Source organism: Sphingorhabdus sp. (genome assembly GCF_041737645.1).
GTDB lineage: Bacteria > Pseudomonadota > Alphaproteobacteria > Sphingomonadales > Sphingomonadaceae > Sphingorhabdus_B.
On record NZ_JBGSRI010000007.1, the window covers coordinates 1 to 24,400 of the forward strand.

Annotated in this window: 21 protein-coding genes and 1 pseudogene; 5 read left to right on the top strand and 17 right to left on the bottom strand. The window is 56.4% G+C overall.

Annotated elements, in window-relative coordinates:
- The 3 genes from ACEW72_RS00695 to ribB all read right to left on the bottom strand — a co-directional run.
- Positions 1-737 (bottom strand): carboxyl transferase domain-containing protein (locus tag ACEW72_RS00695; protein WP_373474455.1); only part of this gene is annotated, 737 nt, incomplete at its 3' end.
- Between the two features lie 4 nt (positions 738-741).
- Positions 742-1,161 carry a 6,7-dimethyl-8-ribityllumazine synthase gene (gene ribH, locus ACEW72_RS00700; RefSeq protein WP_373474456.1) on the bottom strand — a complete coding sequence of 140 codons (420 nt, stop codon included), beginning with the start codon at positions 1,159-1,161 and terminating at the stop codon, positions 742-744.
- Entirely contained in the window at positions 1,161-2,462 is a 1,302-nt protein-coding gene (gene ribB, locus ACEW72_RS00705; RefSeq protein ID WP_373474457.1) for a 3,4-dihydroxy-2-butanone-4-phosphate synthase, read from the bottom strand. The genes ribH and ribB overlap by 1 nt, the downstream gene beginning before the upstream one ends.
- Before the next feature lie 101 nt (positions 2,463-2,563).
- Here ribB and ACEW72_RS00710 point away from each other — a divergent pair, with 101 nt between their 5' ends.
- Entirely contained in the window at positions 2,564-3,643 is a 1,080-nt protein-coding gene (locus ACEW72_RS00710; RefSeq protein ID WP_373474458.1) for a DUF2855 family protein, read from the top strand.
- Positions 3,644-3,720: 77 nt separating this feature from the next.
- Here ACEW72_RS00710 and ACEW72_RS00715 read toward each other — a convergent pair whose 3' ends face one another.
- From ACEW72_RS00715 to dinB, 10 genes and pseudogenes are all read right to left on the bottom strand, one after another.
- The gene (locus tag ACEW72_RS00715) at positions 3,721-4,464 is read right to left on the bottom strand and encodes a hypothetical protein (RefSeq protein ID WP_373474459.1); all 744 of its coding nucleotides are present in this window, start codon (positions 4,462-4,464) and stop codon (positions 3,721-3,723) included.
- A gap of 126 nt (positions 4,465-4,590) precedes the next feature.
- A complete protein-coding gene (locus ACEW72_RS00720) occupies positions 4,591-5,895 on the bottom strand; it encodes an amidohydrolase family protein (RefSeq protein WP_373474460.1) in 1,305 nt (434 codons plus the stop codon).
- Between the two features lie 3 nt (positions 5,896-5,898).
- Entirely contained in the window at positions 5,899-6,702 is an 804-nt protein-coding gene (locus ACEW72_RS00725) for a TIGR03084 family metal-binding protein (protein ID WP_373474461.1), read from the bottom strand.
- Between the two features lie 5 nt (positions 6,703-6,707).
- Positions 6,708-7,973, bottom strand: a complete 1,266-nt coding sequence (locus ACEW72_RS00730; protein WP_373474462.1) for an acyl-CoA dehydrogenase family protein — start codon at positions 7,971-7,973, stop codon at positions 6,708-6,710.
- Between the two features lie 144 nt (positions 7,974-8,117).
- Positions 8,118-8,597 carry a DUF6285 domain-containing protein gene (locus ACEW72_RS00735; RefSeq protein WP_373474516.1) on the bottom strand — a complete coding sequence of 160 codons (480 nt, stop codon included), beginning with the start codon at positions 8,595-8,597 and terminating at the stop codon, positions 8,118-8,120.
- Between the two features lie 123 nt (positions 8,598-8,720).
- Positions 8,721-9,521, bottom strand: a pseudogene (locus ACEW72_RS00740) (phosphotransferase family protein); the annotation flags it as partial.
- Positions 9,443-9,835 carry a ribose-phosphate pyrophosphokinase gene (locus tag ACEW72_RS00745; RefSeq protein WP_373474463.1) on the bottom strand — a complete coding sequence of 131 codons (393 nt, stop codon included), beginning with the start codon at positions 9,833-9,835 and terminating at the stop codon, positions 9,443-9,445. The gene ACEW72_RS00745 and the pseudogene ACEW72_RS00740, both read right to left, overlap by 79 nt.
- 8 nt (positions 9,836-9,843) lie before the next feature.
- Positions 9,844-10,785 carry an NAD(P)H-dependent flavin oxidoreductase gene (locus tag ACEW72_RS00750; RefSeq protein ID WP_373474517.1) on the bottom strand — a complete coding sequence of 314 codons (942 nt, stop codon included), beginning with the start codon at positions 10,783-10,785 and terminating at the stop codon, positions 9,844-9,846.
- A gap of 38 nt (positions 10,786-10,823) precedes the next feature.
- Positions 10,824-11,468: a TetR/AcrR family transcriptional regulator gene (locus tag ACEW72_RS00755; RefSeq protein ID WP_373474464.1), complete on the bottom strand. Its 645-nt coding sequence runs from the start codon at positions 11,466-11,468 to the stop codon at positions 10,824-10,826.
- 56 nt (positions 11,469-11,524) lie between these two features.
- On the bottom strand, positions 11,525-12,640 hold the full coding sequence (gene dinB, locus ACEW72_RS00760; RefSeq protein WP_373474465.1) for a DNA polymerase IV: 1,116 nt from the start codon (positions 12,638-12,640) through the stop codon (positions 11,525-11,527).
- A gap of 480 nt (positions 12,641-13,120) precedes the next feature.
- Between dinB and ACEW72_RS00765 the strand changes: the two genes are divergently transcribed.
- Positions 13,121-15,388: a YadA-like family protein gene (locus ACEW72_RS00765; protein WP_373474466.1), complete on the top strand. Its 2,268-nt coding sequence runs from the start codon at positions 13,121-13,123 to the stop codon at positions 15,386-15,388.
- Between the two features lie 313 nt (positions 15,389-15,701).
- Here the strand turns inward: ACEW72_RS00765 and ACEW72_RS00770 are convergent, their stop codons facing one another.
- The 3 genes from ACEW72_RS00770 to ACEW72_RS00780 all read right to left on the bottom strand — a co-directional run bounded on the left by ACEW72_RS00770 (position 15,702) and on the right by ACEW72_RS00780 (position 19,424).
- Positions 15,702-17,384 (bottom strand): AMP-binding protein, encoded by a 1,683-nt coding sequence (locus ACEW72_RS00770; RefSeq protein WP_373474467.1) that lies wholly within the window; start codon positions 17,382-17,384, stop codon positions 15,702-15,704.
- Between the two features lie 17 nt (positions 17,385-17,401).
- On the bottom strand, positions 17,402-18,511 hold the full coding sequence (locus ACEW72_RS00775) for an MBL fold metallo-hydrolase (RefSeq protein WP_373474468.1): 1,110 nt from the start codon (positions 18,509-18,511) through the stop codon (positions 17,402-17,404).
- 211 nt (positions 18,512-18,722) lie between these two features.
- Complete coding sequence (locus ACEW72_RS00780; protein ID WP_373474469.1) at positions 18,723-19,424, bottom strand: DUF1013 domain-containing protein; 702 nt, start codon at positions 19,422-19,424, stop codon at positions 18,723-18,725.
- Between the two features lie 160 nt (positions 19,425-19,584).
- On the opposite strand from ACEW72_RS00780, the gene ACEW72_RS00785 reads away from it, so the two are divergent.
- The gene (locus ACEW72_RS00785; RefSeq protein ID WP_373474470.1) at positions 19,585-20,544 is read left to right on the top strand and encodes an alpha/beta fold hydrolase; all 960 of its coding nucleotides are present in this window, start codon (positions 19,585-19,587) and stop codon (positions 20,542-20,544) included.
- Here ACEW72_RS00785 and ACEW72_RS00790 read toward each other — a convergent pair.
- On the bottom strand, positions 20,541-21,539 hold the full coding sequence (locus ACEW72_RS00790) for an NAD(P)H-quinone oxidoreductase (RefSeq protein ID WP_373474471.1): 999 nt from the start codon (positions 21,537-21,539) through the stop codon (positions 20,541-20,543). The two genes, ACEW72_RS00785 and ACEW72_RS00790, sit on opposite strands and share 4 nt — an antisense overlap.
- A 74-nt stretch (positions 21,540-21,613) precedes the next feature.
- Between ACEW72_RS00790 and ACEW72_RS00795 the strand changes: the two genes are divergently transcribed.
- Together ACEW72_RS00795 and clpA are read left to right on the top strand one after the other, a co-directional pair.
- Positions 21,614-21,811, top strand: a complete 198-nt coding sequence (locus ACEW72_RS00795; RefSeq protein ID WP_373474472.1) for a DUF1192 domain-containing protein — start codon at positions 21,614-21,616, stop codon at positions 21,809-21,811.
- A 127-nt stretch (positions 21,812-21,938) separates the two neighbouring features.
- Positions 21,939-24,281, top strand: coding sequence for an ATP-dependent Clp protease ATP-binding subunit ClpA (clpA, locus tag ACEW72_RS00800; protein WP_373474473.1), 2,343 nt, complete (start codon positions 21,939-21,941; stop codon positions 24,279-24,281).
- Positions 24,282-24,400 lie beyond the last annotated feature (119 nt).

Here is a 24,400-nt window from a genome sequence, read left to right on the forward strand (position 1 = left end):
ACGCCCGATTTGCGGCCATGCAAGTCGCCACCGCCCAGATCCTCGGCGCTGATTTCCTCGCCCGTCGCGGCCTTCACCAAAGGCGGGCCAGCGAGGAAGATCGTGCCCTGATTGCGGACGATCACGCTCTCGTCGGACATCGCCGGAACGTATGCGCCGCCAGCGGTGCAGCTGCCCATCACACAGGCAATTTGCGGGATGCCCTTGGCGCTCATATTCGCCTGATTGAAGAATATCCGCCCGAAATGGTCGCGGTCGGGGAAGACCTCGTCCTGATGCGGCAGGTTCGCGCCGCCGCTGTCGACCAAATAGATGCACGGCAGACGGTTGGCCTCGGCAATCTCTTGTGCGCGCAGGTGCTTTTTGACGGTCATCGGGTAATAAGTGCCGCCCTTCACCGTCGCGTCGTTGCATACGATCATGCACTGGCGGCCCGACACACGGCCGATGCCGGTGATCAGACCAGCACCGGGCACTTCGCCGTCGTAGATGTCGTTTGCTGCCAGCTGGCCGATTTCGAGGAAGGGAGAGCCGGGATCGAGCAGGCGTTCAACGCGCTCACGCGGCAGCAGCTTGCCGCGCGCTGTGTGCCGCTCCCTTGACTTCTCATTGCCGCCTAACGCGGTTTCGGCGACCTTCGCCCAAAGCTCATCACGCAACGCGCGGTTATGGTTCGCACGTGCCTTATAATCCTCGGCTTCGGTGTTGATCTGGCTTGTTAAGGTCGGTGCGCTCATCGTTTCAATTGAAACGATTTTGAAGATTTAGCAAGGCCATCGCAGCCTTTGCGGCTTCACCGCCCTTGTCCTTTTGCTTGGGATCCGCGCGCACCAGCGCCTGTTCTTCGTTTTCGACGGTCAAAATGCCATTGCCAATGGCAATGCCATCCATCGTCAGCGCCATGATGCCACGCGCGCTTTCGCCTGCAACGATTTCGAAGTGATAGGTTTCGCCGCGAATAACCACGCCGATGGCGACGAAGCCGTCATATTGCTGCGCCTCGGCGGCCATTGCGATGGTGCCCGGCAGTTCCAGCGCACCCGGAACGGTAATAACCTCGACCTCGTGCCCGGCCGCCTTTAACGCTGCCTTGGCTCCGGCGACGAGCATATCGTTTAAATGATCGTAAAAACGCGCTTCAATTATAAGGAACTTCGCCATTATTCGCCTCCGGTGCCAGGTATCGGCCGCTCGCCTACAATGGAAAGACCATAGCCTTCAAGCCCCACCAAAGTGTGATGTGTATTTGTAAGCAAGACCATATCTTGTACACCCAATTCGGTGAGGATCTGGGCACCACCCCCATAATCCCGCAATTCTTCGACTTCAGGCGCACCGGCAGTTTTACCCTCGGCACGCAGTTGCATAAAGCGCGAAACGATGCCTTTCATAGGCTTGTTGATGACGACGACGACGCCACTGCCTTCCTCCGCAATCGCTTCCATTGATCGGGAGAGCAGACCTGAACGTTCATTGTCCTCGCCGAAAACATCGACAAACATTGACATGGTGTGCATGCGGACCAGAGTCGGCTTGGTCGGGTCGACATACCCCTTTACCAGAGCCATTGTCTCGTCTTCTGTCGCCTTATTGTAGAAGGTCATGGCCGTCCAGTCACCGCCCCACTGGCTGGAGAACTTCATTTCTGCACGTTTTTCAACGAGATGATCGTGTTTGCGGCGATAGGCGATCAGGTCCCGGATGGTTCCCATCTTCAGGCCGTGCAGGCGCGCAAACGATACGAGATCGTCCATCCGTGCCATCGTGCCATCGTCCTTCATAATCTCGCAAATGACGCTGGAGGGATTGAGCCCGGCCAAGCGCGAGATGTCACAGCCTGCCTCGGTATGCCCTGCCCTTACCAACACTCCGCCGTCGCGGGCGATCAACGGAAATACATGTCCCGGAGTCACAATGTCATCACGGCCTTTTGAAGCATCAATTGCGACGGATACAGTTCGCGCACGGTCAGCCGCACTAATTCCGGTCGTTACACCCTCACGCGCTTCGATCGATGTCGTGAACGCCGTTTCATGTCGTGTTCCGTTGGCGCGGCTCATTAGATCCAGACCCAGCTGCTCAACACGTTTTTTGGTGAGCGTGAGGCAAATCAATCCACGCCCATGGGTTGCCATGAAATTGACTGCATCGGGTGTCGCCATCTGTGCGGGAATAATGAGATCGCCCTCATTTTCCCGATCTTCGTCATCGACCAATATGTACATGCGACCATTGCGCGCTTCTTCGATAATTTCTTCGATTGGAACGAGAGCAGGCGTATCGTCATTGGCGAAGAGATAGCTTTCGAGCTTTCGCAATGTATCGGCCGTGGGGTTCCAGTCGGGCTGATCGAGATCGCGCAGCGTGTTGGCGTGAAGCCCGGCAGCGCGGGCGAGGCCGGAGCGCGAAAGGCCGCCGTCATTGACGAGGCTGCGGAGTTTTCCGATTAATTGGGTGGACATATGGCCTCCAAAGTCCGCAAAATAGCGGGAGATGATTCGCTTTTTCACATCCCGATGTGATTGTCAAAGGCAGAGTCACATTGGGATGAAGGAGAGAGCAATTGCCGTCAACTGTCTGGGTGAAAAAATCGACGCTGATCGAAACGCAAATCCGCGAAGATACCTCCCCCCCGCTGGGCGATGGTGAGGTCCGGTTGCGCATCGAAAGCTTCTCGGTCACCGCCAACAATATCACCTATGCGGTAATCGGTGATATGTTCGGTTACTGGAACTTCTTTCCTGCTCAGGGCAATTACGGCGTGGTGCCGATGTGGGGCCATGCCGTGGTCGAGGAATCGCGGCATCTAGATATCGCGGCAGGCGAACGCGTTTATGGCTATCTGCCGATGGGCACGCATCTCGACGTGCTACCCGGCAAGGTCTCTGGCGGCGGCTTCACCGATATGGCGGCGCACAGGCAACCAATGAGCCCGATCTACAATCAGTACAGCCGTCTTAACGCCGACCCAGAGCATGACCCCGCCAAAGAGGCAGAGCGGATGCTGTTTGGGCCCTTGTTCAAGACGGGCTTCCTGATCGAAGCGATGTTCAGGCGAGAGGCGTGGTTCGAGGCCGAAGTGCTTGTGATGACCAGTGCGTCGTCCAAAACATCGATGGGCCTTGCCAGTGTCGCCAAGGACCTATCTCCAGCCTTAATGCGCATCGGTCTGACTTCGGCTGGCAATGTCGCATTTGTCGAAGACACCGGCCTTTACGACAAGGTGCTAGCCTATGACGATGTCGGCAGCTTGCCACAACTGCCCTCGGTCTCGGTTGATTTCGCAGGAAACTCTGGCCTTCTGCGAAGTATCCATGAAACGCTAGGCGACGGGCTAAAATACAGCTGCCTCGTCGGCGCAACCCATGTCGATGCGCGCGGACTAGGCGGCGGTGGCGGCGAGATACCCGGACCAAAACCCATCCTCTTCTTCGCCCCTGACCATGCAGTAGCAACGGTGCAAGAACTCGGCCCCAAAGGCTTTGGCGAAGCGGTAGCAGTAAGTTGGAAACAATTCCTTGGCGCAGTCGATGGAGTGGTTACCATCGACGAACGGCAAGGCCTCCACGCCGCAGCTAATGCCTTTGTCGAAACGCTCCAGGGCAATGCCGATCCTCAAAAAGGCATTATCATCCGGCCGTGATAAGTATCGTGTCTGCGGAAGTCTCCGGTTTCCCCAGCACTTCGCCGCAATGTCCCCAAAATGTATCCCATGTGCGTTTAATGCGCCTCGGGCTTAACCTTTTCACCAAGAGCCATATTCCTGCGCTCGGCCTCGATTTCGTTTCGCCAGTCAACAAGCGGCAAGCCACGCTCCCTGCAGAAACTAACCGCGCTGCCGGCCGCAGCCTTTTGCAGAACATCCGCAGCCACATCGACCGATGCCATCCCGCTGTCGATGGCCTCAATCGCAAACTGTTTTGAAACAAGCCGATTCGAGCTGACGTTGCCCTTCGCCTGATGCAACAGGCCCAGCAATTTTATTTTGGTCGCGGGATCGAGTTCGATATTTTCGGAAAGTACATCAAGCTGTGGCTGCAAACCCCTCATTTCCCTTACTAGGCCTGACCTTATGTCGAGCGCTGTATAAGCCTCGCTCAGTTTTCTCTGTCGATATGCGGGAAAGTGCGACAGGGTTCCGTCCTGCTGAAGCGATTGCCATATCTGGCTTTCGCTCGGGCGACGCGGTGTCACGAATACAATCGCAATGTCGGGAGTCCTCGCCCGGATAAATGTCGGTGCCGGATCGAGTCGCGACCCGCTTTTGCGCAACCGTTCGCTCAGGGCGTCAAGTTGCGCCGTCACGCAGGAAGACACCGCGATTTGCTCGATCGCGTAATTGGTATTCCGCTTAAATTCTTCCTTCAGCCGCTCCTCGCCATCGGCCACCTTGCTCTGCCAATTCGCCCACTCGGCGAATGCGCCCAAGCCCAGCGCGATCAACACGCCAAGGACAACGATCACGATCTAGGTGAAGAACGCTTTCCAGCCATGCGCTGGCTTGGGAAACTTTAAGCGAAGTGCCATTGGTTCTCCTGTTCAGCGCTGGGCCTATGTGGATTCTGCGTTTCGGGCTTGGCGCGTTTTCTCTTACTCCGACTTAAAAACACGCCCATCCTTCATCACAAACCGCACCGCGCTCAGTACCGTCACGTCCGCTGTGGGGTCGCCTGCCACCGCGATCAAATCGGCCGCCTTGCTGGGCTCCAGCGAGCCGACTTCCTTCTCGACGCCAAGCAACGTCGCGGCGTTCATCGTCGCGGCTTGAATCGCGGCGCTGGCGGACATGCCATGTTTGACCATAAGCACAAACTCATCGGCGTTCTTTCCGTGCTTGGAAACACCGGCATCCGTACCAAAAGCGATTTTTACGCCTGCGGGATAGGCTTTGGCGAGGCTCTTGCCTGTTACCTCAATGCGCCATTTGACCTTTTCCAGAACTGCGGGCGGATAGGCGTTCGGGTCTTTCGCCAATCGCTCAATATAGCCGTTCACGGTGGAGAGCGTCGGCACATAATAAGCGCCCGATGATTTGAATAATTTGATGCTGGCGTCATTTAGCATCGTGCCATGTTCGATAGAGTCCGCGCCGGCCGCGAGTGCTGCGTTGATGCCATCCTCGCCGTGGGCGTGGACCGCCATTTTTTTACCATATAGATGGGCCGTGTCGACCAGCGCCTTGACTTCGTCGTCAAACAGCTGACGCCCGAGACCTGTCCCGATACGACTATTGACGCCGCCGGTCGTCGCAATTTTTATCACGTCAACGCCGCGCCGGATCTGCTTCCGCACCGCTTGACGACAGCTTTCAACGCCGTCACATAGATTTTCCTGACCGATGCTGCCGTGCAGATCTTCTGAAACCGAAAGCGTTGCATCCATATGGCCGGAGGTTGTTGAAATGGAACGACCTGCGTCGATAATGCGCGGTCCCGGCAGTTCCCCAGCGGCTACAGCATCACGCAACGCAAGCGTCGCACCGCTATCGTCACCCAGATTACGGACGGTGGTAAAGCCCGCCATCAAAGTCTTCTTTGCATTAGCCGCCGCGCGATAAGCCGCACGGGCGGGGCTGTCGGTCACCGCCTCAATCAATGCCGCGTTACCGCCTGCATCGCTGTCGAGATGGACATGGCTGTCGATTAGGCCGGGGAGGACGAATTTGTCTTTGAGGTCGATTAGCGTCGCGCCTGCCGGACCGGACTGGAGGCCGTTCAAGACCTCTGCGATTTTGCCATTTCGGATGACAATGGTCGACTGCCCACGTGGAGCAGAACCGGGTTTGTCGAGCAACTGGCCTGCATGGATTACGGTAACCTGTTCGGGGGTTTGCGCGCATAATGGAAAGGTTGCCATTGCCAGTGCGGCCGAAGACACAAATACCAATTTCTTCATGTATCAAACTCCCCTATCGGCGCGGCGCCGTGTTCCTGCCGCTGGCGGATTCTGCGGTGGACCGGCAAAACATTGCGCAACCGCCATCCATTGATGCGCGACTTCGCCGGATACATCAAGTGACGTATCGGCGATGTTGCGGCATTGTGTAACGACCTGACAGAATTCGGTTGCGTTGCCGCTGATGACTCCGCTGTCCGATACTTCGCCATATTCCCAAATTGCACCCGACGGCGCGGTGAGCCGTAGTTGCGGCATAGGGCCGGGCGGCTCCATTCGACGATTTTTCCACGTGAAGCCGTAGGTATTGACGCCCAGCCTTACGATATTTCCGATACGGCCGCTGTCACCGCGCTCCACGCCCAACACATCATAAATCGCCTGCGCGTGGCTCCATGTTTCCATAAGGCGTGCGGTAATCGAACTGATGACGCTCATGTCTGGGCCGACCCACTTGACCCGGTGCCTGGGTTCAGCGGCAGCAAAGCGCGGGGTCATTGCCCGAAATTGAGCGACCCAAGCCGCGACCAGATTATGGCGGGAAAGACCGCCCAGATACTCCGCCTCAAAATCTGGCAACCGACCGCCGCGAACGCCCGCCATCATCTTTGCGATAAATTCTCCGAAGGCCGCCTCATCGGTTAGCGCGAGGTCGGCCGCGATATTCCACACATGCAAATGGCGGATGATATTATTGATCGTCCAATGTTTAAATTGCGTTGGGGTTTCGAATTCGGCATCGGACAAAGGCGCGAGCAGCGCAGACAGTGCTTCACTTTCGTCCAGAAAATCTGTCGCTTGCTGCATGATAGTTATCCCATGAACCCGAACATATGCCCGGCTACTTTCCGCATCTGAATTTCCTCCGCGCCTTCGGTGATCCGATAGCGCCTGTGGTGGCGGTAGATATGCTCGAACGGCTTATGGCGTGAATAGCCGAGGCCGCCATGTACTTGCATCGCGAAATCGGCAGCGTTGCAGACGATGCGATTCGCTTTGTAATTGCACATGCTTACCTTGTCCGACAGACGCACCGCAACTTCGGGTTTTGTCATGGTGTCCATCTCCGCCGCTGTTTTGTAGATTAAAAGTCGCAGCATTTCCGCATCGGTCTGCAGCTCGACAAGTGGAAACTGGATACCCTGATTGACGGCGAGCGGCTTGCCAAAGGGTTTGCGTTCACGGGCATATTTTACAGCCTCATCGATGCAATATTGCGCCGCACCCAGTGAAGATGCCGCCTGCCTGATCCTGTTTTCATGGACGAAATGCTGCGCCACGGCGAGACCGTTGTCCAACGCCCCTAAAATCGTGCTTTCGGGCACCCAGACATCGGTATATTTTACTTTGGGGTGGTCAGTGGGCATATTGAATGTCCATAGATAATCACCAATTTCAAATCCCGCAGCATTTGTCGGTACAACGAAACAGGTAATTCCCCGCGCCTTGCCATCCTCACCGCTGGTGCGGGCGAAAGTCATGACGTGGCTGGTGTAGGGCAAGCCTGTTGTCCACATTTTATTGCCGTTGATGAGATAGCCTGAGACACCATCACGGATTTCGGGATTGGCTCTAGTGTCCATATGAGTTGCATCGCTGCCGTGATGCTCCTCGGTCAAGCCGAAGCTCCAGCCCATTCTGCCCTCCAGCATGGGCGGAATGAAATCGCGTTTTTGTTGCTCTGTTCCAAAATCCCGAAGCATCAACACCTGAACCAGATTGCCGACGATGCTGCTTTCATTTTGCAAGTCGTTGTGCAGCCCAAGGCCTTTGTGGGCCAGATGATGCCGGATAACCGCCATCGCCAAATTGCTGCCATCCTGACCGCCATATTCTTTCGGAATTGCATAACGATAATGGCCGCCACGGTCGGCAACTTGCCGCATTTCGGACAACAAGGCCCACCAATCCGCGCGCGGAAGTCCGTCATTGTCCCAGTCGGTCCGCGCATGTTCACGGCGATGATCGAAAAAGCGGATATTGTCGTCGCGGTTTTCAATCGGTTTGATTTCACGTTCGATAAATTCGTCGAGAGTAGTGAGATAGTCAGTGATTTCCGTCGGAATAGCGAATAACATTTTACTCTCCCTATCGCTGCGAAGACCGCAGAAAAACGGGCAGATTCACAGTCTTTTGCCGGTTCTGAAGCTCAACAGATTCCGGGCGATATTGGGTAAAGTGACAGGGCATATCCGCCTTTTCAAGAAGATTTAATTGTACGATTAAATCCAATGCTCATTTGCCTTGGAAAGCGCGGAATATTTCGGCTGATCGATCCGCAATTTTTGCAACGATTGCTGCTTCAATCGGGCAAGCAAGCCGGGCGTCGCCAATGTCATTCGCCCGGCGAGCAGGTCATCAGACAGGGCTTTGTCATGAATTATCGATTGATATTCAGATTCCCGTCGCAGCATGCCCAATGCGTTTAGCGCGACCGATGCCATGAAGCGGTCCCTGCCCTGCGCCTTTGGCTTGACCTCGGATTCAATCCAGCCTGTGATCGCCTCCAACATTTCAGATGACGATGGTTCACCGATGCGCCGGGGTGCCGTTGCGGAAGGCAACATAATCGAACCGCGCTCAACGGCGGGCGCGTCTTCTTCCAGCAGCAACAACAGGTCCACTTCGGTTTCAGAAGCACGCCGACCAATCACTGCGCGCTCCAGTCCGGTGTCGTGGCCACTGCGCCAAATATCCGCCATCTGAAGGCAGCAGATCCCCCACCACAAAGTCGCATAGACCAGCCACCAGCGGAAACGGTCAGGGTCAACGGCAACACCGCTGGCGGCTTCATATTCTGCCCAAAATACTTCTAGCTGGCCAAGGCCGAAAGCGGGGCGATCAATATGTCCAAAGCGCCAGCTGTTAATGCAGCCGAACGCCAAGTCCTGATGCCGGTCACCCAAATGCGCGAGTTCCCAATCAAGTACCGCCGCCAGACCGCGTGTATCCGCCATGATGTTGCCCATGCGGAAATCACCATGCAATAGTACCGGGTCAACAGCGGCTGGGCATTGATCGTCCAGCTAACGCAAAGCGAGTGCCATGACCGGACGGTCACCGCCAAATTCAAGGAACCGCGACTTGAGTTCCGCAAGCAGGCTTTGTCCGGTTGTGGCTGGCAATTCCGGCAGAGCATCCCGCGAAACATTGTGAATCAACGCCAGTTCGCGAGCAAGATCGGCAAGCAATGACGGGGGTGGGTCTGTTAGTATCTTGGCTGGATTGACCTCGGCATCGACCCGCCGCATAAGATAGCCCGTTCCCAAATCATCGCCGGCTTCAACCTCCGCCACTATTTCGGGTGCCTTCACACCGGCGGCAAAGGCTGCGCGCACCACGGCGGCTTCGACGTCATGGCCATAGGCCCGCCCCGCCATCAGATCGGCGAAAGGCGAACGGCGCAGGACATAGCCTTGGCCAGCATAATCGAAGGACCAGCTTTCTATATTTGCCCCGCCCGACAGACGCTTGATATCGTCTATCACACCGACTCCACCCAGATTGCGCTGCACATATTGGCGCAGCTTTGGGCCGAATTCATCGTTCATGCCCGCCCCTTCCAATAGGCAAAGACCGCACGTTGCAACTGGGTGATGTGCGCCTGCGCCTCCGGGCCGGTCCATTGCCCTTGATAATCGGTGCGCCCGGTCCACCAGCCCTGCCCGGGCAATCCGTCCCCTTCCCGGACCACCAGCACCGCAAGTGCAGGCGCGCCTTCGTGCGCCGTCAGCATATCGATGCGGTCGAGTGTCTTGCATACGGCCCTCATTTTGGGGCGGGTGAAACGGAAACCGAGGTTGAGGAGCAATTCGGAGTAACTGATTGCCCGACCGCCCCGGGCGCACTGTTCCAATAGGCCCTTGATCCGCGCAACATCGTGCAGCGCGGAAAGTTCAGCCGTCGGGTCGCACAGAAAATCTTCAAGAACGGCGTCCAATTCTCCTCCTAGGTATAGGTCTTGGCCATTTGCCCCATGATATCGTGAAAATCGGCGATGACCTCGTCGATAATCTGTTTGGCCGGTTTGATATCGTCGATGCGACCGGCCACCTGCCCTGACAATGCAATGGCCGCCTCCATATCGCCACCGAAATAGAGGTCGAGAACCCCGCGCATTTCGCCCATGATATTGTCGGTCGGCTCAAGGTCCAGCTTCGTCGTCCGCTCGGTCCGCAGCGCACGCAGCGCCGGCCCAGGGCCGTGACGGTTCAGGAACAGCGTATCGGTTTCTTTTGCTTGGACAATGGCGTCTTTCCAGTTCTGGTGCACCGGCGATTCCGCCGCGCTGACCATCCGCGTGCCCATCTGGATACCCTCGGCCCCCAGTGCAAAAGCCGCAGCCATTGTCCGTCCGCACACCATGCCACCGGCGGCAATGATCGGAACATCGACCTTGCTGCGGATGAGGGGCAACAACACCATCAAGGCAACGTCGCGCGGGTTTTTGAAGCCACCGCCTTCGCCGCCTTCGACCACCAGCCCGTCGACACCGGCGTCAATGGCTTTCAACGCACCGGCCAGCGTCGGAACGACATGGAACACGGTCAACCCCGCCGCTTTTAACGGACCACAATATTTGTTCGGATCACCCGCCGAAGTCGTCACAAATTTCACACCCTGGTCGACGACAAAATCGACAATGCCAGGGTCACGGACAAAGGCTTGGGCGATGTTGACGCCAAAGGGCTTGTCGGTCAGTTCGCGCATCTTGACGATTTCGGCGCGCACCTCCTCCAATTGGCCGGACGAGGTTTCGATAATCCCCAGTCCGCCCGCGTTCGACACTGCCGAGGCCAATTGTGCTCGAGCGATCCAGCCCATAGGGGCTTGGACGATGGGATATTCGACACCCAATAAATCTGTGATGCGATTGCTAATTTTTTTAATGGCCGCTCTCCTGCCGGATTATAAAAACATCAATTTTTTCAAGACACTATTTTAATATGGGGTTCTTTTGTTGACTCGGCTGAAGCTTGTGCGCCCAATCCGTTAAACATCGCATCGACGATAAGGGCCAATTTTTCGACCTTTAATTTGCCCGTTCCGATATAGATGATGGCCTCAGGATTGGTGTAGCATTGGACCATCTGGTTGACGAGCGACACCGTCTCGTCAATCGACAGACCCTGAAAATAGCCTTGCTCCATTGCTTCGGCCACGATCAGCGATAGATAATGGTCACCAAGGTCGACATAGCCGCGCACGACTTCGAAATGTTGCTGGCCGATTTCGAGATAGCTTTTCAGCAGGTCTGGCTCAGCCTCGTACTTTTGGACCATCACCTCGAAACGCCGTGCAAAATACTGGTACATTTTATCGCGAACAGGCAGGGCGGATTCGGTTACCTCGACCATGATCGTGCTCTTTTCTTCAAAGAACCGTTCCGCCACCGCCTCCAACAGCGCCTCTTTGCTGTCGAAAAAGCGGTAGAGGTTGGAGGGCGACATTCCTGCCGCAGCGGCAAGGTCGGTCATGGATATATCGACTGCACCGCGTTTTCGAACCAGGTCATCGACGACGTTCAGCAACTCGGCTCTTCCAGCCTCGATATCAGTTTGGGGGCGGGCCATGGGGAGGTTCCTGTATTATATGTGCACAACAGTTTTGTGATATATGGCGAATATCTTCAATCTTCAATGCCGTCGAACGCAAATCGGCCCTGCCCTGTCGCATCTTCGGTATCGCCGGATTCTCCAACCAGACCCGACAGTGTCAAACCGAGCAACCTGATCCCCATTTCAGCCGGCAAAATCTGGTCCAGCAAGGCATGGCCCAACTGCGCGAACTCCGCACGATCGGCCAATATATGCGCTACAGTCCGCGACCGGGTGACCGTCCGGAAATCCGAATAACGCGCCTTCAGCACCAAAGTCTTACCCTTGGCCTGATAGCGTTCGATCCGGTCCCAGACGATGTCGATAATCTCGTCCAGCGCATCACGCAGTTCCTCTTCGCTGCGCTTGTCATCGAAATAAGTCAGCTCCCCACCCAATGATTTGCGGACGCTGTTGGCGTTGACCGGCCGGTCATCAATCCCCCGCGCCGCCTTGAACAAATAGCTGCCCCAACTGCCAAAATGATGCGCCAGCCATGCCGCATCCTTCTGCGCGAGGTCGGCGCCGGTGTGCACGCCCAGCTTCGCCATCTTCTCCGCCGTGCGCGGCCCGACGCCATGAAAACGCCGCACCGGCAAACCGGCAACAAATTCAGCGCCCTGTTCGGGCAATATCACGCACAGGCCATCGGGCTTATTCTCGTCACTCGCCAGCTTGGCGATGAACTTATTGTAGCTGACCCCTGCGCTGGCGGTCAGGCCGGTTTCGGCGAGGATGGCGGCACGGATGGCCTTGGCGATCTTGACCGCCGAGCCGATGTCCTGCTTGTCCTGCGTCACATCCAGATACGCCTCATCCAGCGACAGCGGCTGGATAAGGTCGGTGTGCCGGGCAAATATGTCGCGGATCTGCCGCGACACCGCGCGATAGGCCTCAAAGCGGGGTTTTACAAAAATCAGGTCGGGGCATTGCCGCTGCGCCGTGATCGAGGGCATCGCCGAACGGACACCAAAAGCCCGCGCCTCATAACTCGCTGCCGCCACCACCCCCCGCTTGGACGATCCGCCCACCGCAACAGGTTTGCCGCGCAGATCCGGATTATCCCGCTGCTCCACGCTCGCAAAAAAGGCATCCATGTCGACATGGATGATCTTGCGGACAGGCGGCGGGTCGTCGGGTTCGGACACGGGTGTGGATTATGGGGAAGTTGGGGGGATTGCTATCGGAATCGGATGTGGTTTTTTTGCTGGAAGAAATTTCGCTAGAAGGAAGAAGGGCTAAAAGGAAGAAGACGTCGGTTTGGGCCTTCACGGTTGCCCTATAATTACACCCGTTCTCTATCCCACTCCGTCACCCTGAACTTGGTCTACCTGCGGTGAATGCATTCCAGATTGACGGGGCGGAAAAGAAATGCGGCGCAATCACAAAGGGCGGAGAAATCACAAAACAACGTCTTCTTCCTCCTAGGCCTTCTTCCTTCTAGCCCTAAAACACTCCCCTAACACCCAATCTCCACCCGCAACGCGTCCCGCACCACGACGGAGGAAACATTGAAAAACATAGCCATATTTACAAACAAAGCATTACTATGTAATTTCCTATCGACTCATCTTAGCAAGCCAAAAACCGCAGGCCGGAGCTGCATGAAGATTAAAGGAATACATCAGATGTTAAACCGTAAAAACCTAATGGCCGCCGCGCTCACCAGCGCAAGCATAGCCGCCCTCAGCTTTTCTGTGCCTGCTTCGGCGGATGCCACACCGGAGTGTAATAATGGCCCTTCCCGCAATTCTACCGAATGCGGTGAGAATTCAACAACAATCGGTTCGGGTTCAACTGCCGTCGGCGCAAGCGCAGAAGTCACTGCTGCATCGGGTACGGCCATCGGCTTTGATGCACAAGCGGCCGGACAAGCGCTGTCGGTTGGTGCAGGGTCGGAGGCCGCGACTGACGGCACGGCCATGGGTTCTGGCGCATTTGCAGGTAACCGCGCCGTAGCCATCGGAAGGCGCGCAAGAGCTGAAGGCGTTAACAGCATTGCCTTGGGCGCAGACTCGTTCACGAAGGCCAGCGAAACCAATGTCGTTTCAATCGGCAGTAGCCTTGCCGGTTCGGTGTTTCAGCGACGCCTGATCAATCTGGCCCCGGGAATTGCGCCAACAGATGCGGTCAACGTGGCGCAGCTTGCCGCGAGTCAGCGGTTTGTCTCCATCTTCGGCGTAGTCGGTTCGGTTGACGCCGTCGCATCCACAAATTCAACGGCAATTGGTGCAAGTTCGAAAGCGATATCCCAAGGCGTTGCTATTGGATCTGAAAGTACCGCTGGCTTGTTTGGCACGTCGGTCGGAAATGGCAGCTTTACATTGGGTCAAGGTGCTGTAGCCATCGGTCACAATGCCAGAGCCGAAAATTTTGGTGCCATAGCGCTAGGCGACGGCAGCTTTGTGAATGCAACGGCCGGACAAGGTATCGCGATAGGATTATCGGCGCGGGTCGAAGCAGGGGTTCTTAACGGCGTTGCCCTCGGTAACTTCTCGGTCGCCTCTGAAACTAATACCGTCTCAGTTGGCGCTTCCAATTCTATACAGCGCCGGATCGTAAATCTCGCCGCAGGCACCGCGCCGACAGATGCCGTCAATCTGGGTCAGCTGAATGCGGCGGTTAATCCACTGCTTGTTGATGTGGCCGATCTTCGCACCGACATTTCAGGCCTGGTGCCATTTCTCGCATTCAACACCACAAGTCCGGTATTAGCCTCAGCGACTGGGCTCAATGCGATGGCGATGGGCTCGGGTTCGTCAGCATCAGGTGTCAACAGCGTTGCAATCGGAAATCTTTCCAACGCAACTCAATCCAATACCTTTTCAGTCGGCGATCCGAGCAATGCAAGCGGTCAGGGTTCGATTGTGATAGGCTTCGAGAATAACGCCACCGGCGTTGCGGCTGTGGCGATGGGCTCTGAAAGCACCGCCACCGGTGACAGCGCTTTTGCACAGGGCAATAAATCCAACGCGCTTGGCCTATCTGCTGTCGCCCTTGGTGAAGGGGCGCGCGCCGCACTCGATACCCCGACCATCGGTTCGACCGAAGCATTTGCATCGTCCAACATTGCCATCGGTCGCGGCGCTGCGGCAACGGCGCAGACCACCATTGCCATCGGTAATGGCGCGCGCGCTCTTGACGAAGACGCAACGGTTGTCGGTGACAAATCGCAAGCCGGCTTCCACGCCACTGCCATCGGCGGCGAAGTGATCGCCAGCGGTCGCGGGTCGCAGGCTTTCGGCTGGCAGACCAATGCCACGGGCACCGCATCCTTGGCAGTCGGTTTCCGCGCAAATGCGAATGCCACCGGTTCATCGGCAATCGGCGCGAACGCGCTGGTCGATGCGACCCATGCCAACAGCTCTGCTCTCGGTACCGGCGCAAAGACGTCACGTGCGGATCAGCTGGTTCTGGGTCGCGCAGCCGGCGTTGCCGCGAATGGAACACCGTTCAAGGGCACCTCGGTCACCATCGGTGATATCGCGGCCAGCACGGCAGCGCAGGTTGGCCCGACCGATGTCATGACCGTTGATGCCGCCGGTACCGTAGGGCGTGACGCCACGATCCGTCCGGCACTTGCATCGCTCAATACCCTAACGGCACAGCATACCGCCGATATTACCGCTCTGTTCAACTTGAATGACGCAACCCGCCGTGAAATCGGTAAGGCCAATGAAGGTGTTGCCATGGGTCTGGCTATGGAAAGCCCTGCTTTGCCTGCAGGCACATCCTTTGGCATTTCCGGCGGCGTCGGCTATTACAATAACCGCACCGCAGCCACCATGGCTGCCACCGCCCGGATCGACAAAAACGCCATCATTTCGGCAGGCGTCGGTTTTGGCTTAAACAGCGGCGAATTGGGGGCGCGCGGCGGGTTCCAGTTCGCTTGGTAAGGGGCACAGATTGAGCCTGACCTGTATCTGATGGGGGGATTTTTTCGCTCGAAGAAATTTCGCTAGAAGGAAGAAGGCTAAAAGGAAGAAGACGCTGTTTTTTGCTTTCGTGGTTGATTGCAAAATGCGGCGTTTCTTCTTTTTATACCCCGTCACCCTGATACGCATTCACCGGAGGTGAAATTAGTTCAGGGTGACGGGAGTAGGATGTTCCAGTGAGACGAAGTGGGATAGCGAAGGGGTGTAATCACAGAGCTACAACGAAGGCACTAACCAACGTCTTCTTCCTTCTAGCCCTTCTTCCTTCTAGCCCCTAAACCCCAATCTCCGCCTGCAAAGCCTTACGGTCCAGCTTGCCAATCATCGTCTTGGGCAACGCGTCGCGCACCACAACGGCCTGCACCCGTTCATGCTTGCCCAATTGCGGGTTCAGCCACGCCATCAGCGCCGCGCCGTCTTCGGTTGCGCCGTCCTGCAGCGTTACAAAGGCGCGCGGCATTTCGCCGTGATAGGCATCGGGCACGCCGATCACCAGCGCCTCTTTCACCGACGGGTTCTTGTACAGCACATCTTCGACCTGGCTGGGGAAAACCTTGAAACCGCCGACCGCGATCATGTCTTTCAGGCGGTCGACAATATGGATGAAGCCGTCCTCGTCGATGGTCGCAACGTCCCCGGTCCGCAAATATTTGCCCACGAACACTTCGGCATCGGCGTCCGGTCGCTGCCAATAACCGCACATGACCTGCGGGCCTGAAAAGACCAACTCTCCCGGCTCGCCTTCAGGCGCGGGCTTGGTCGGGTCTTCCTTGTCGAGCAGTTTGACATCGGTGCCCGGAATAGGCTGCCCGATGCTGCCCAATTTGTTCAGCCCTTCATACGGGTTGCACGACACGACGCCCGAGCTTTCGGTTAGGCCATAGCCTTCGATCACCACGGCGCCCGTACGTTCTTCAAAGCGCGCCTTCAGCTCCGCCGCCAAAGGTGCGCCGCCCGAAATGCAGGCGCGCAGGCTGGTGAAATCGGTTTTCGCAATGTCCGGGCAATCGAGCAAAGCCTGATACATTGTCGGCACACCGGGCAGCGAGGTCACATGGGTCCGGTTGACCGCCGCCAACGCAGCCTTAGCCTCAAAACGCGGCAACATGACGATTTCGCCGCCATTATATATGGTCCGGTTCAGCACTGTCGCGTTGGCGAAAACATGGAAGAAAGGCAGCACGCCCAGGATGCGGTCCTCCACCGGATTTTCGGGCCGGTTGATCCGACTGTACGGGTCGAGCATATTGATCTGCCGCGCATTGGCGGTGATATTCTGGTGACTGAGCATCGCGCCCTTGGGCACGCCGGTGGTGCCGCCGGTATATTGCAACTGGGCAATGTCTTTTACAGGGTCGCACGGCTGTACCGCATAATCCCCGCGATTGGAGGTGAGTTCTGCATAAGTGGTGATGCGGCTATCGGCCGGAATTGCGGCGACATCCTTGCGCTTGAACAGGCGATAGGCCCAGCTTTTGGCGCGTGGCAAGGCTTCGGCCACGCTGCCCACGACCAGTTCTTTCAGGCTGGAATTGTCCAACACCTTGATCGCGGTCGGCAAAAGCGCCGCAGCCGATACCGTGAACAGGATTGACGTACCGCTGTCGGCCACCTGATGCGCCAGCTCGTCCACCGAATAAAGCGGGGAGAAATTGACTACCGTCGCCCCTGCGGCAAGGGCGCCATAATAAGCCGCAATATAATGCGGCACATTGGGCAAGAACAAACCGATATGGTCGCCCTTCCCTATCCCTTTATCCTGCAGACCCTTGGCCACGCGCCGGACGCTTTCGGCCATTTCGGCATAGCTATATTTGCGGCCCATGAAATCGGCCAAGGCGGCCTTGCCCATGCGTTCCGCTGATTGGAAAAACATATCTTGCATGGCCAATGGGGCAAAATGCTGGTCCCATTTTGTCGGGTGGAGATAATGGGTTTGCCAGATGCTGTTTGTCATATTCCCACGATGCGATATTATTTTGAACTATACCAGCCCACGCCGTCGCGGACCTCAAATGATGCGCGCCCTGCACGCTCCAGAAAACGTAAATGCGCCATCGCTTCGCCGGTGGCGAGGCTGTAGATATTGTCATCAATCGGCCGTCCGAACAACAGGCCGAATGTATCGACAGCGCGCATTTCCTTGGTCCGAAGCGCCGCTTCCAACCGGTCAAGCTGTTCATGATGCCCTGCCGCCAAACGGTCCAGACGGGCGTGGATACCTTTGAACGGAAAGCCGTGCGCGGGCAGCACGAGCATATCCTCGGGCAAGGCCACCCTGAATTTCGCAATTGACGCCAGCCATTCGGCCAACGGATCGGCATCCGGTTCGCTGTCCATGATCGACACATTCGATGTGATGCGCGGTAAAATCTGGTCGCCTGCGATAATCACCCCATTGCGGTGGTCAACCATGCAGGCATGTTCAGGTGTATGGCCCCCGCCGGTCAAAATCTGCCAGTCGCGATGCCCGACACGCACCGTTGCGCCGTCGTCCAGCCTATGATGTCCACTCGGCAAGCGAGACACGGCTCGGGCGAAATTGCCCCAACCGCCCTTTCGGAGTTTGTCGAGGCGTTCGTCATCATAGCCGTATAATTTCCGGCGGCGCAAAATGTCTTCGGGGGGATGTTCCAGCTGCTCGTTGACCAGCAGCCGCGTCAGCAGCCATTCGGTGCGGTTCATCCACACCGGAACCTTGAATTTATTGGCCAGCCACCCTGCACATCCGACATGGTCAGGGTGAAAATGGGTTACAAAAATCCGCGTAAGTTGCCGCTGCGACAATGGCCCTGCAAACATCGATTTCCAGTAATCGACCACATCGGGAAGGAACAGGCCGGTATCGGCAATCGCATAACCATTGCCCTGCGGTGCATCATCGTCGAGCAACCATAGATTGATATGCGACAAATTCCCCGGAACCGGCATCCGCGTCCATCCCAGGTCCGGCGCAAGCTGATAGATTTCGCCATATCCTGGTGCATGATCGCCCAGCGGATAGGTCAAGCCCTTCAGCTCTTTGGCTTCAAATCCATGATCGACGAGCGACATGTCATATGCGGGCGGTGCTTTAGTGGCCATCGCCACCTCGTGCCTTAACCGCGCGATTAACGCAATGGTGACGTTAGGGAAGGTGATTTGGGGAGGAGCGACGGTGAGGTCAGTGCGCGACCTCCCCCTCTCCACTTCGTCTAACGGCTAAAGCCGAAAGACTTCGTACCTCTCCCCTGAAGGAGAGAGGAGGATAGCGCATGCCCTCTCCCCTTCAGGGGAGTTGGAGAGGGGAGCGGCCTTATTCGCCCGTTTTCTTGAACAATGTATCCGCGGTCAGCTCCGGCTTTGCGACTTCGTCTTCTTCACCGTTCAGTGCGGCTTCTGCCTTGCGCGCGGCTTCGGTGCGTTCGGCGCGGAGTTCTTCGATCAGGGCTTCACGGTCGGTGCCAAGGCGCGCATCTTCGGCAGCGCTATTGTCAATGCCGGCTTTCTTTGCGGCGCGGTTTACGATGGCATCCAGTTCGCGTTGCGAAGTCAGGCCCAGAGTGACTGGATCTTTCGGCTGGATTTCCGCGATGTTCCAGTGGCTGCGTTCGCGGATGGCCGCAATCGTGTTGCGGGTGGTGCCGATCAATTTGCAAATCGCGCCATCGGAAATTTCAGGGTGATTACGCAGCAACCACGAGATGCCATCGGGTTTGTCCTGCCGCTTTGATACCGGGGTATAACGCGGGCCTTTCGTGCGGCGCACCTGATCGGGGCCTTTCGACATTTTCAGCACATAATCTTCGTCCGCCTGTCCCTTTTCGATTTCGTCCATCGAAAGTTCGCCAGCGTGCACAGGGTCGCGGCCGGTATATTTGGAGCCGGTCATATCGTCCGCCATAGCCTGTACTTCGAGGATGTGAATCCCGCAGAACTCGGCGATTTGTGAGAAACTGAGCGCGGTGTTATCGACCAGCCAGGCGGCGGTCGCGTGCTGCATCAAAGGGGTGGCCATGTCGTTGCTCCAATAATAAGGGCCGCACCTTGCGGCGCGGCCTGAATATGTTGTCTGCGATATTAGGCCAAGTTGGCGCAATCGGCAAGCCGCAATCCACGATGGCTCTTGCACATCTGGCCACACAGGTGCATTTACCCTTGAAAAAGCGGGGAAACTTATGAAGCGGCTGTTGAAATGGTTCGGAATTCTAATCCTGGTTGCAATTGCGGGTGTGTTCTTTTGGGGCTATGCACCTGACACCGATGCGGCGGAGATGAAGGCCAAATATGGCGGCGGCGCGTCCCAGTTTGCCGAATTGCAGCCCGGCCTGACGGTCCATTACCGCGATGAAGGCAAGCGCGACGGGCGGGCAATCGTGCTGATCCACGGGTCAAACGCATCGCTTCATACATGGGAACCATGGGTGAAAATGCTGGGCAAAGACTATCGCATCATCAGCATGGATCTTCCGGGACACGGTTTAACCGGCACGCATCCGGGCGGTGTTTACGACTATCCCGTTTTTGTTGATGTCGTCGACCGGTTGATGTCACAGCTAAAGGTCAAATCCGCCGTCATTGGCGGCAATTCGATGGGCGGCGGGACAGCGTGGATGTTTGCCCTTGCCCACCCTGAAAAAACCGACGCGGTGCTGTTGATCGATGCAGCTGGACAGCCGCATTGGCAGGCGCAAAAAGTCCCAATCGGCTTTCGGATTATGCGGATACCTGTCATCAAGGAACTCGCCCGCCTCATCGCCCCGCGCAGCATATTTGAATCGAGTATCAAAACGTCAATGTCGGTGCAGTCAAAAATCGATGATGCGCTGATCGACCGTTATTGGGAACTGAACCGATACCCCGGCAATCGCGAGGCTACGCTAAAGCGCTTCGCCCTGCCGCACAATAACCGGCAAGCGTCAAAAGAAGCATTGGCGGCTATCATGGTCCCGGTCATGATTATGTGGGGCGAAGAGGATAATCTGATCCCGGTAAAATCGGCAAAATGGTTCGCGGATGCCTTACCTGATGCCAAGCTCGTCATTTACCCCAAGGTTGGCCATATTCCGATGGAAGAAATACCCGAACAAAGCGCCAAAGACGTTAAAGCCTGGATGGATGGTCTGGCCGCCGGTTAAACTTCCAGAACGATCTTTCCGACATGATCGCCCGATTCCATGTGCGCATGGGCGGCGGCTGCGTCTGCCAGTGCGAATAGCTTGTCCATTTCCGGACGCAGCCGCCCTTCGGCGACCATAGGCCAGACATTGGCATGAATTTCCTGTGCCAGCAGCCCTTTGAACTGTGCGCTGCGCGGCCGCAAAGTTGATCCGGTCAGCGTCAGCCGGCGCATCATTACCTGTGCCATGTTGATTTCGGCGACCATCCCGCCCTGAACCGCAATTGTCACGTGGCGGCCATCTTCGCGCAGGCATTGCAGATTGCGCGCGACATAGCTGCCTGCAACCATATCAAGCACGATATGAACGCCCTGCCCTTCGGTTAGTGTTTTGACTTCTTCGACAAAATCAGCATCATTATAATTGATCGCATGATCGGCCCCCAAAGCCTTGGCCGAATTGCATTTTTCGTCTGAACCGCAGGTCACGATAACCATCAATCCGAACAATTTGCCCAATTTGATCGCCATCGTGCCTATGCCGCTGGTGCCGCCATGGATAAGGATCGTTTCGCCATCGCGGGCATAAGCGCGTTCGAAGACATTGTGCCATACGGTAAACAGGGTTTCGGGAAAAGCCGCCGCCTGCGCCATGTCGAGTGTTGCGGGAACAGCCAGGCATTGGTCAAACCGTGCAAGACAATATTCCGCATAGCCGCCACCCGAAACCAGCGCGCAATACCGCGCCCCGATTTCGGTCCCATCTACGCCATCGCCGACAGCAACGACAGTTCCGGATACTTCAAGGCCGGGCAAGTCGCTTGCGCCCGGCGGCGGCGGGTAAAGACCCTTTCGCTGGATGACATCGGGCCGGTTGACGCCCGCATAAGCGACCTTCAGCAAAACCTCACCCGGCCCCGGAACAGGAACCGGACGCTGACAGGGCACAAGGACTTCGGGGCCGCCGGGCGCCGAAATCTCTATCGCAGTCATTATCTTTGGCAAATCTGCCATTCCAACCCCCGTTACGCCCCTGAAACAATCAGAACTTATTGACAGCAACCGCAGTCCAGTCAACACTACAAGACATGGAAAGCGACGAGAACTTACCGCTCCGCCGTGACGATCCGCTGACAATATTGGTCAGGCAGGACCTTGACCCTTTGTCAGTGGACGAATTGGCAGCGCGGATACACATGTTAAAATCGGAAATCACCCGTTGTGAAGGCAAAATTGCCTTTGCCACGCGCCACCGCAGCTCCGCCGATGCCTTGTTTAGAAAATGAAAATTCAGCGAAACGAGTGAAATTTTCGCGCTTTTGCCGTTATCTTGAATATGCCGGTTGAAAGCGCAAAAGCCGGAACCGATATAGAGAATAGAATTACAGCGACCCACGATTAAGGAAACAAAACATGCCATCATTTGCGGAATCGCTGGAAGCGACGCTTCACAATGCGCTGAAACACGCTGGTGACCGCGCGCATGAATATGCGACACTGGAACATCTCCTGCTCGCGCTGATCGACGATGCCGATGCCGCCAAGGTGATGCAGGCGTGCGGCGTTGATCTGGGCGAATTGTCCGATGTTGTGATAACCTATCTCGACACCGAATTGGAAAGCTTGCGCGTTGATGGCAAAGTCGACCCGTCGCCCACCAGCGGATTCCAGCGTGTAGTCCAACGCGCGATTCTGCATGTGCAAAGCTCCGGCAAAGATGTCGTCACCGGTGCAAATGTGCTGGTCGCGCTGTTTTCCGAACGGGAAAGCTATGCCGTTTATTTTCTGCAACAACAGGATATGAGCCGCCTCGATGCGGTGTCCTACATCAGTCATGGCATTGGCAAAGACGGCAAATTGGCCGAACCTCGCCAAATTCAGGGCAGCGAACAAAAAGGCGAAGAGCCCGAAGACACCAAGTCGAAAAAGGAAAAGAAGGAAGGCGCGCTCGATCAATTCACCGTCAATCTGAATGAAAAGGCCAAGCAGGGCCGCATCGACCCGTTGATCGGCCGCGCCGCAGAAGTCGACCGCACGGTGCAAATCCTGTGCCGCCGGTCCAAGAACAACCCGCTTTATGTGGGCGAACCGGGTGTTGGCAAAACCGCAATTGCCGAAGGACTTGCGCGGCGGATTGTTGAAAAGCAGGTTCCCGAAGTGTTGTTGCCTGCGGTGATATATTCGCTTGATATGGGCGCGTTGTTGGCCGGAACACGCTATCGCGGTGATTTTGAGGAACGTTTGAAAGCCGTCGTTTCCGAGCTTGAAAAACTGCCAGATGCGATCCTGTTCATCGATGAAATCCACACCGTCATCGGCGCAGGCGCGACCAGCGGTGGCGCGATGGATGCGTCGAACCTTTTGAAACCAGCGCTTTCGGGTGGCAGTATCCGCTGCATCGGGTCGACGACCTACAAGGAATTCCGCAATCATTTCGAAAAGGATCGGGCGTTGCTGCGCCGGTTCCAGAAAATCGATGTGAATGAACCGACGATCGAAGATACCATCAAAATTCTCGCCGGATTACGCAGCGCATTTGAAGAACATCACAAGGTCAAATATACCCCCGACGCCCTGAAAGCTGCGGTGGAATTGTCCGCGCGCTATATCAATGACCGTAAATTGCCTGATAAGGCCATCGATGTCATTGACGAGGTTGGCGCGATGCAGATGCTTGTCGCTCCGTCCAAACGCCGCAAATTGATAACCGCACGCGAAATTGAAGCCGTCATCGCGACAATTGCCCGCATCCCGGCGAAAAATGTATCCAAGGATGACAAGACGGCTTTGGGTACACTCGAAGCGGATCTGAAACGGGTGGTATTCGGACAGGACAAGGCCATCGAGGTTTTGGCAAGCGCCATCAAATTGTCCCGCGCCGGATTGCGCGATGGCGACAAGCCGATTGGCAACTATCTGTTTTCCGGGCCCACCGGCGTCGGCAAGACCGAAGTTGCACGGCAACTTGCCTCGATCATGGGCATACCGCTCAAGCGCTTTGATATGAGCGAGTATATGGAACGGCACTCGGTATCGCGCCTGATCGGTGCGCCTCCGGGCTATGTCGGCTTCGATCAGGGCGGTCTGCTGACCGACGCGGTCGACCAGAACCCGCATTGTGTGCTGTTGCTCGACGAAATTGAAAAGGCGCATCCTGACCTGTTCAACATATTGTTGCAGGTGATGGATAATGGCCGCCTGACCGACCATCATGGCAAGACCGTTGATTTCCGCAATGTCATCCTGATTATGACAACCAATGCCGGGGCCAGCGACATGGCCAAGGAAGGCATCGGCTTCGGCAATAATATCAGCAAGGAAGATGCTGGCGAAGAAGCGGTGAAGAAGCTGTTCGCGCCTGAATTCCGCAACCGTCTCGATGCACAGGTTCCCTTCGCTTATTTGCCGACGGAAGTTGTCGCGCGCGTCGTCGACAAGTTCATCCTGCAACTCGAATTGCAGTTGGCCGACCAGAATGTGCACATCAAGCTGGACGACGAAGCGCGGGCATGGTTGACCGAGCGAGGTTACGACAAGCTATATGGTGCGCGTCCGATGGCCCGGTTGATCCAGGAAAAGATCAAGCAGCCGCTGGCAGAAGAGCTACTGTTCGGCAAGCTGGTCCATGGCGGCGAAGTTGCGGTGCACATGAAAGATGGCGAACCCGTCTTTGAAGTAACCCCGGCACCGCCCAAGGCCACAAAGCCGAAAGCCCCGAAAAAGGCAGCAAAAGAAAAACCAAGCAAAGCCAAATGATTGGTTAGAGAGACAACCTTGCTCCCCCGTTCAGGGGAGTGGACGAAAGCGATTTACTTCTCCCCTTCTGGGGAGAGGATACGAAGCCTTGGCCGCGAGGCCTAGGCGTAGTTGGTGAG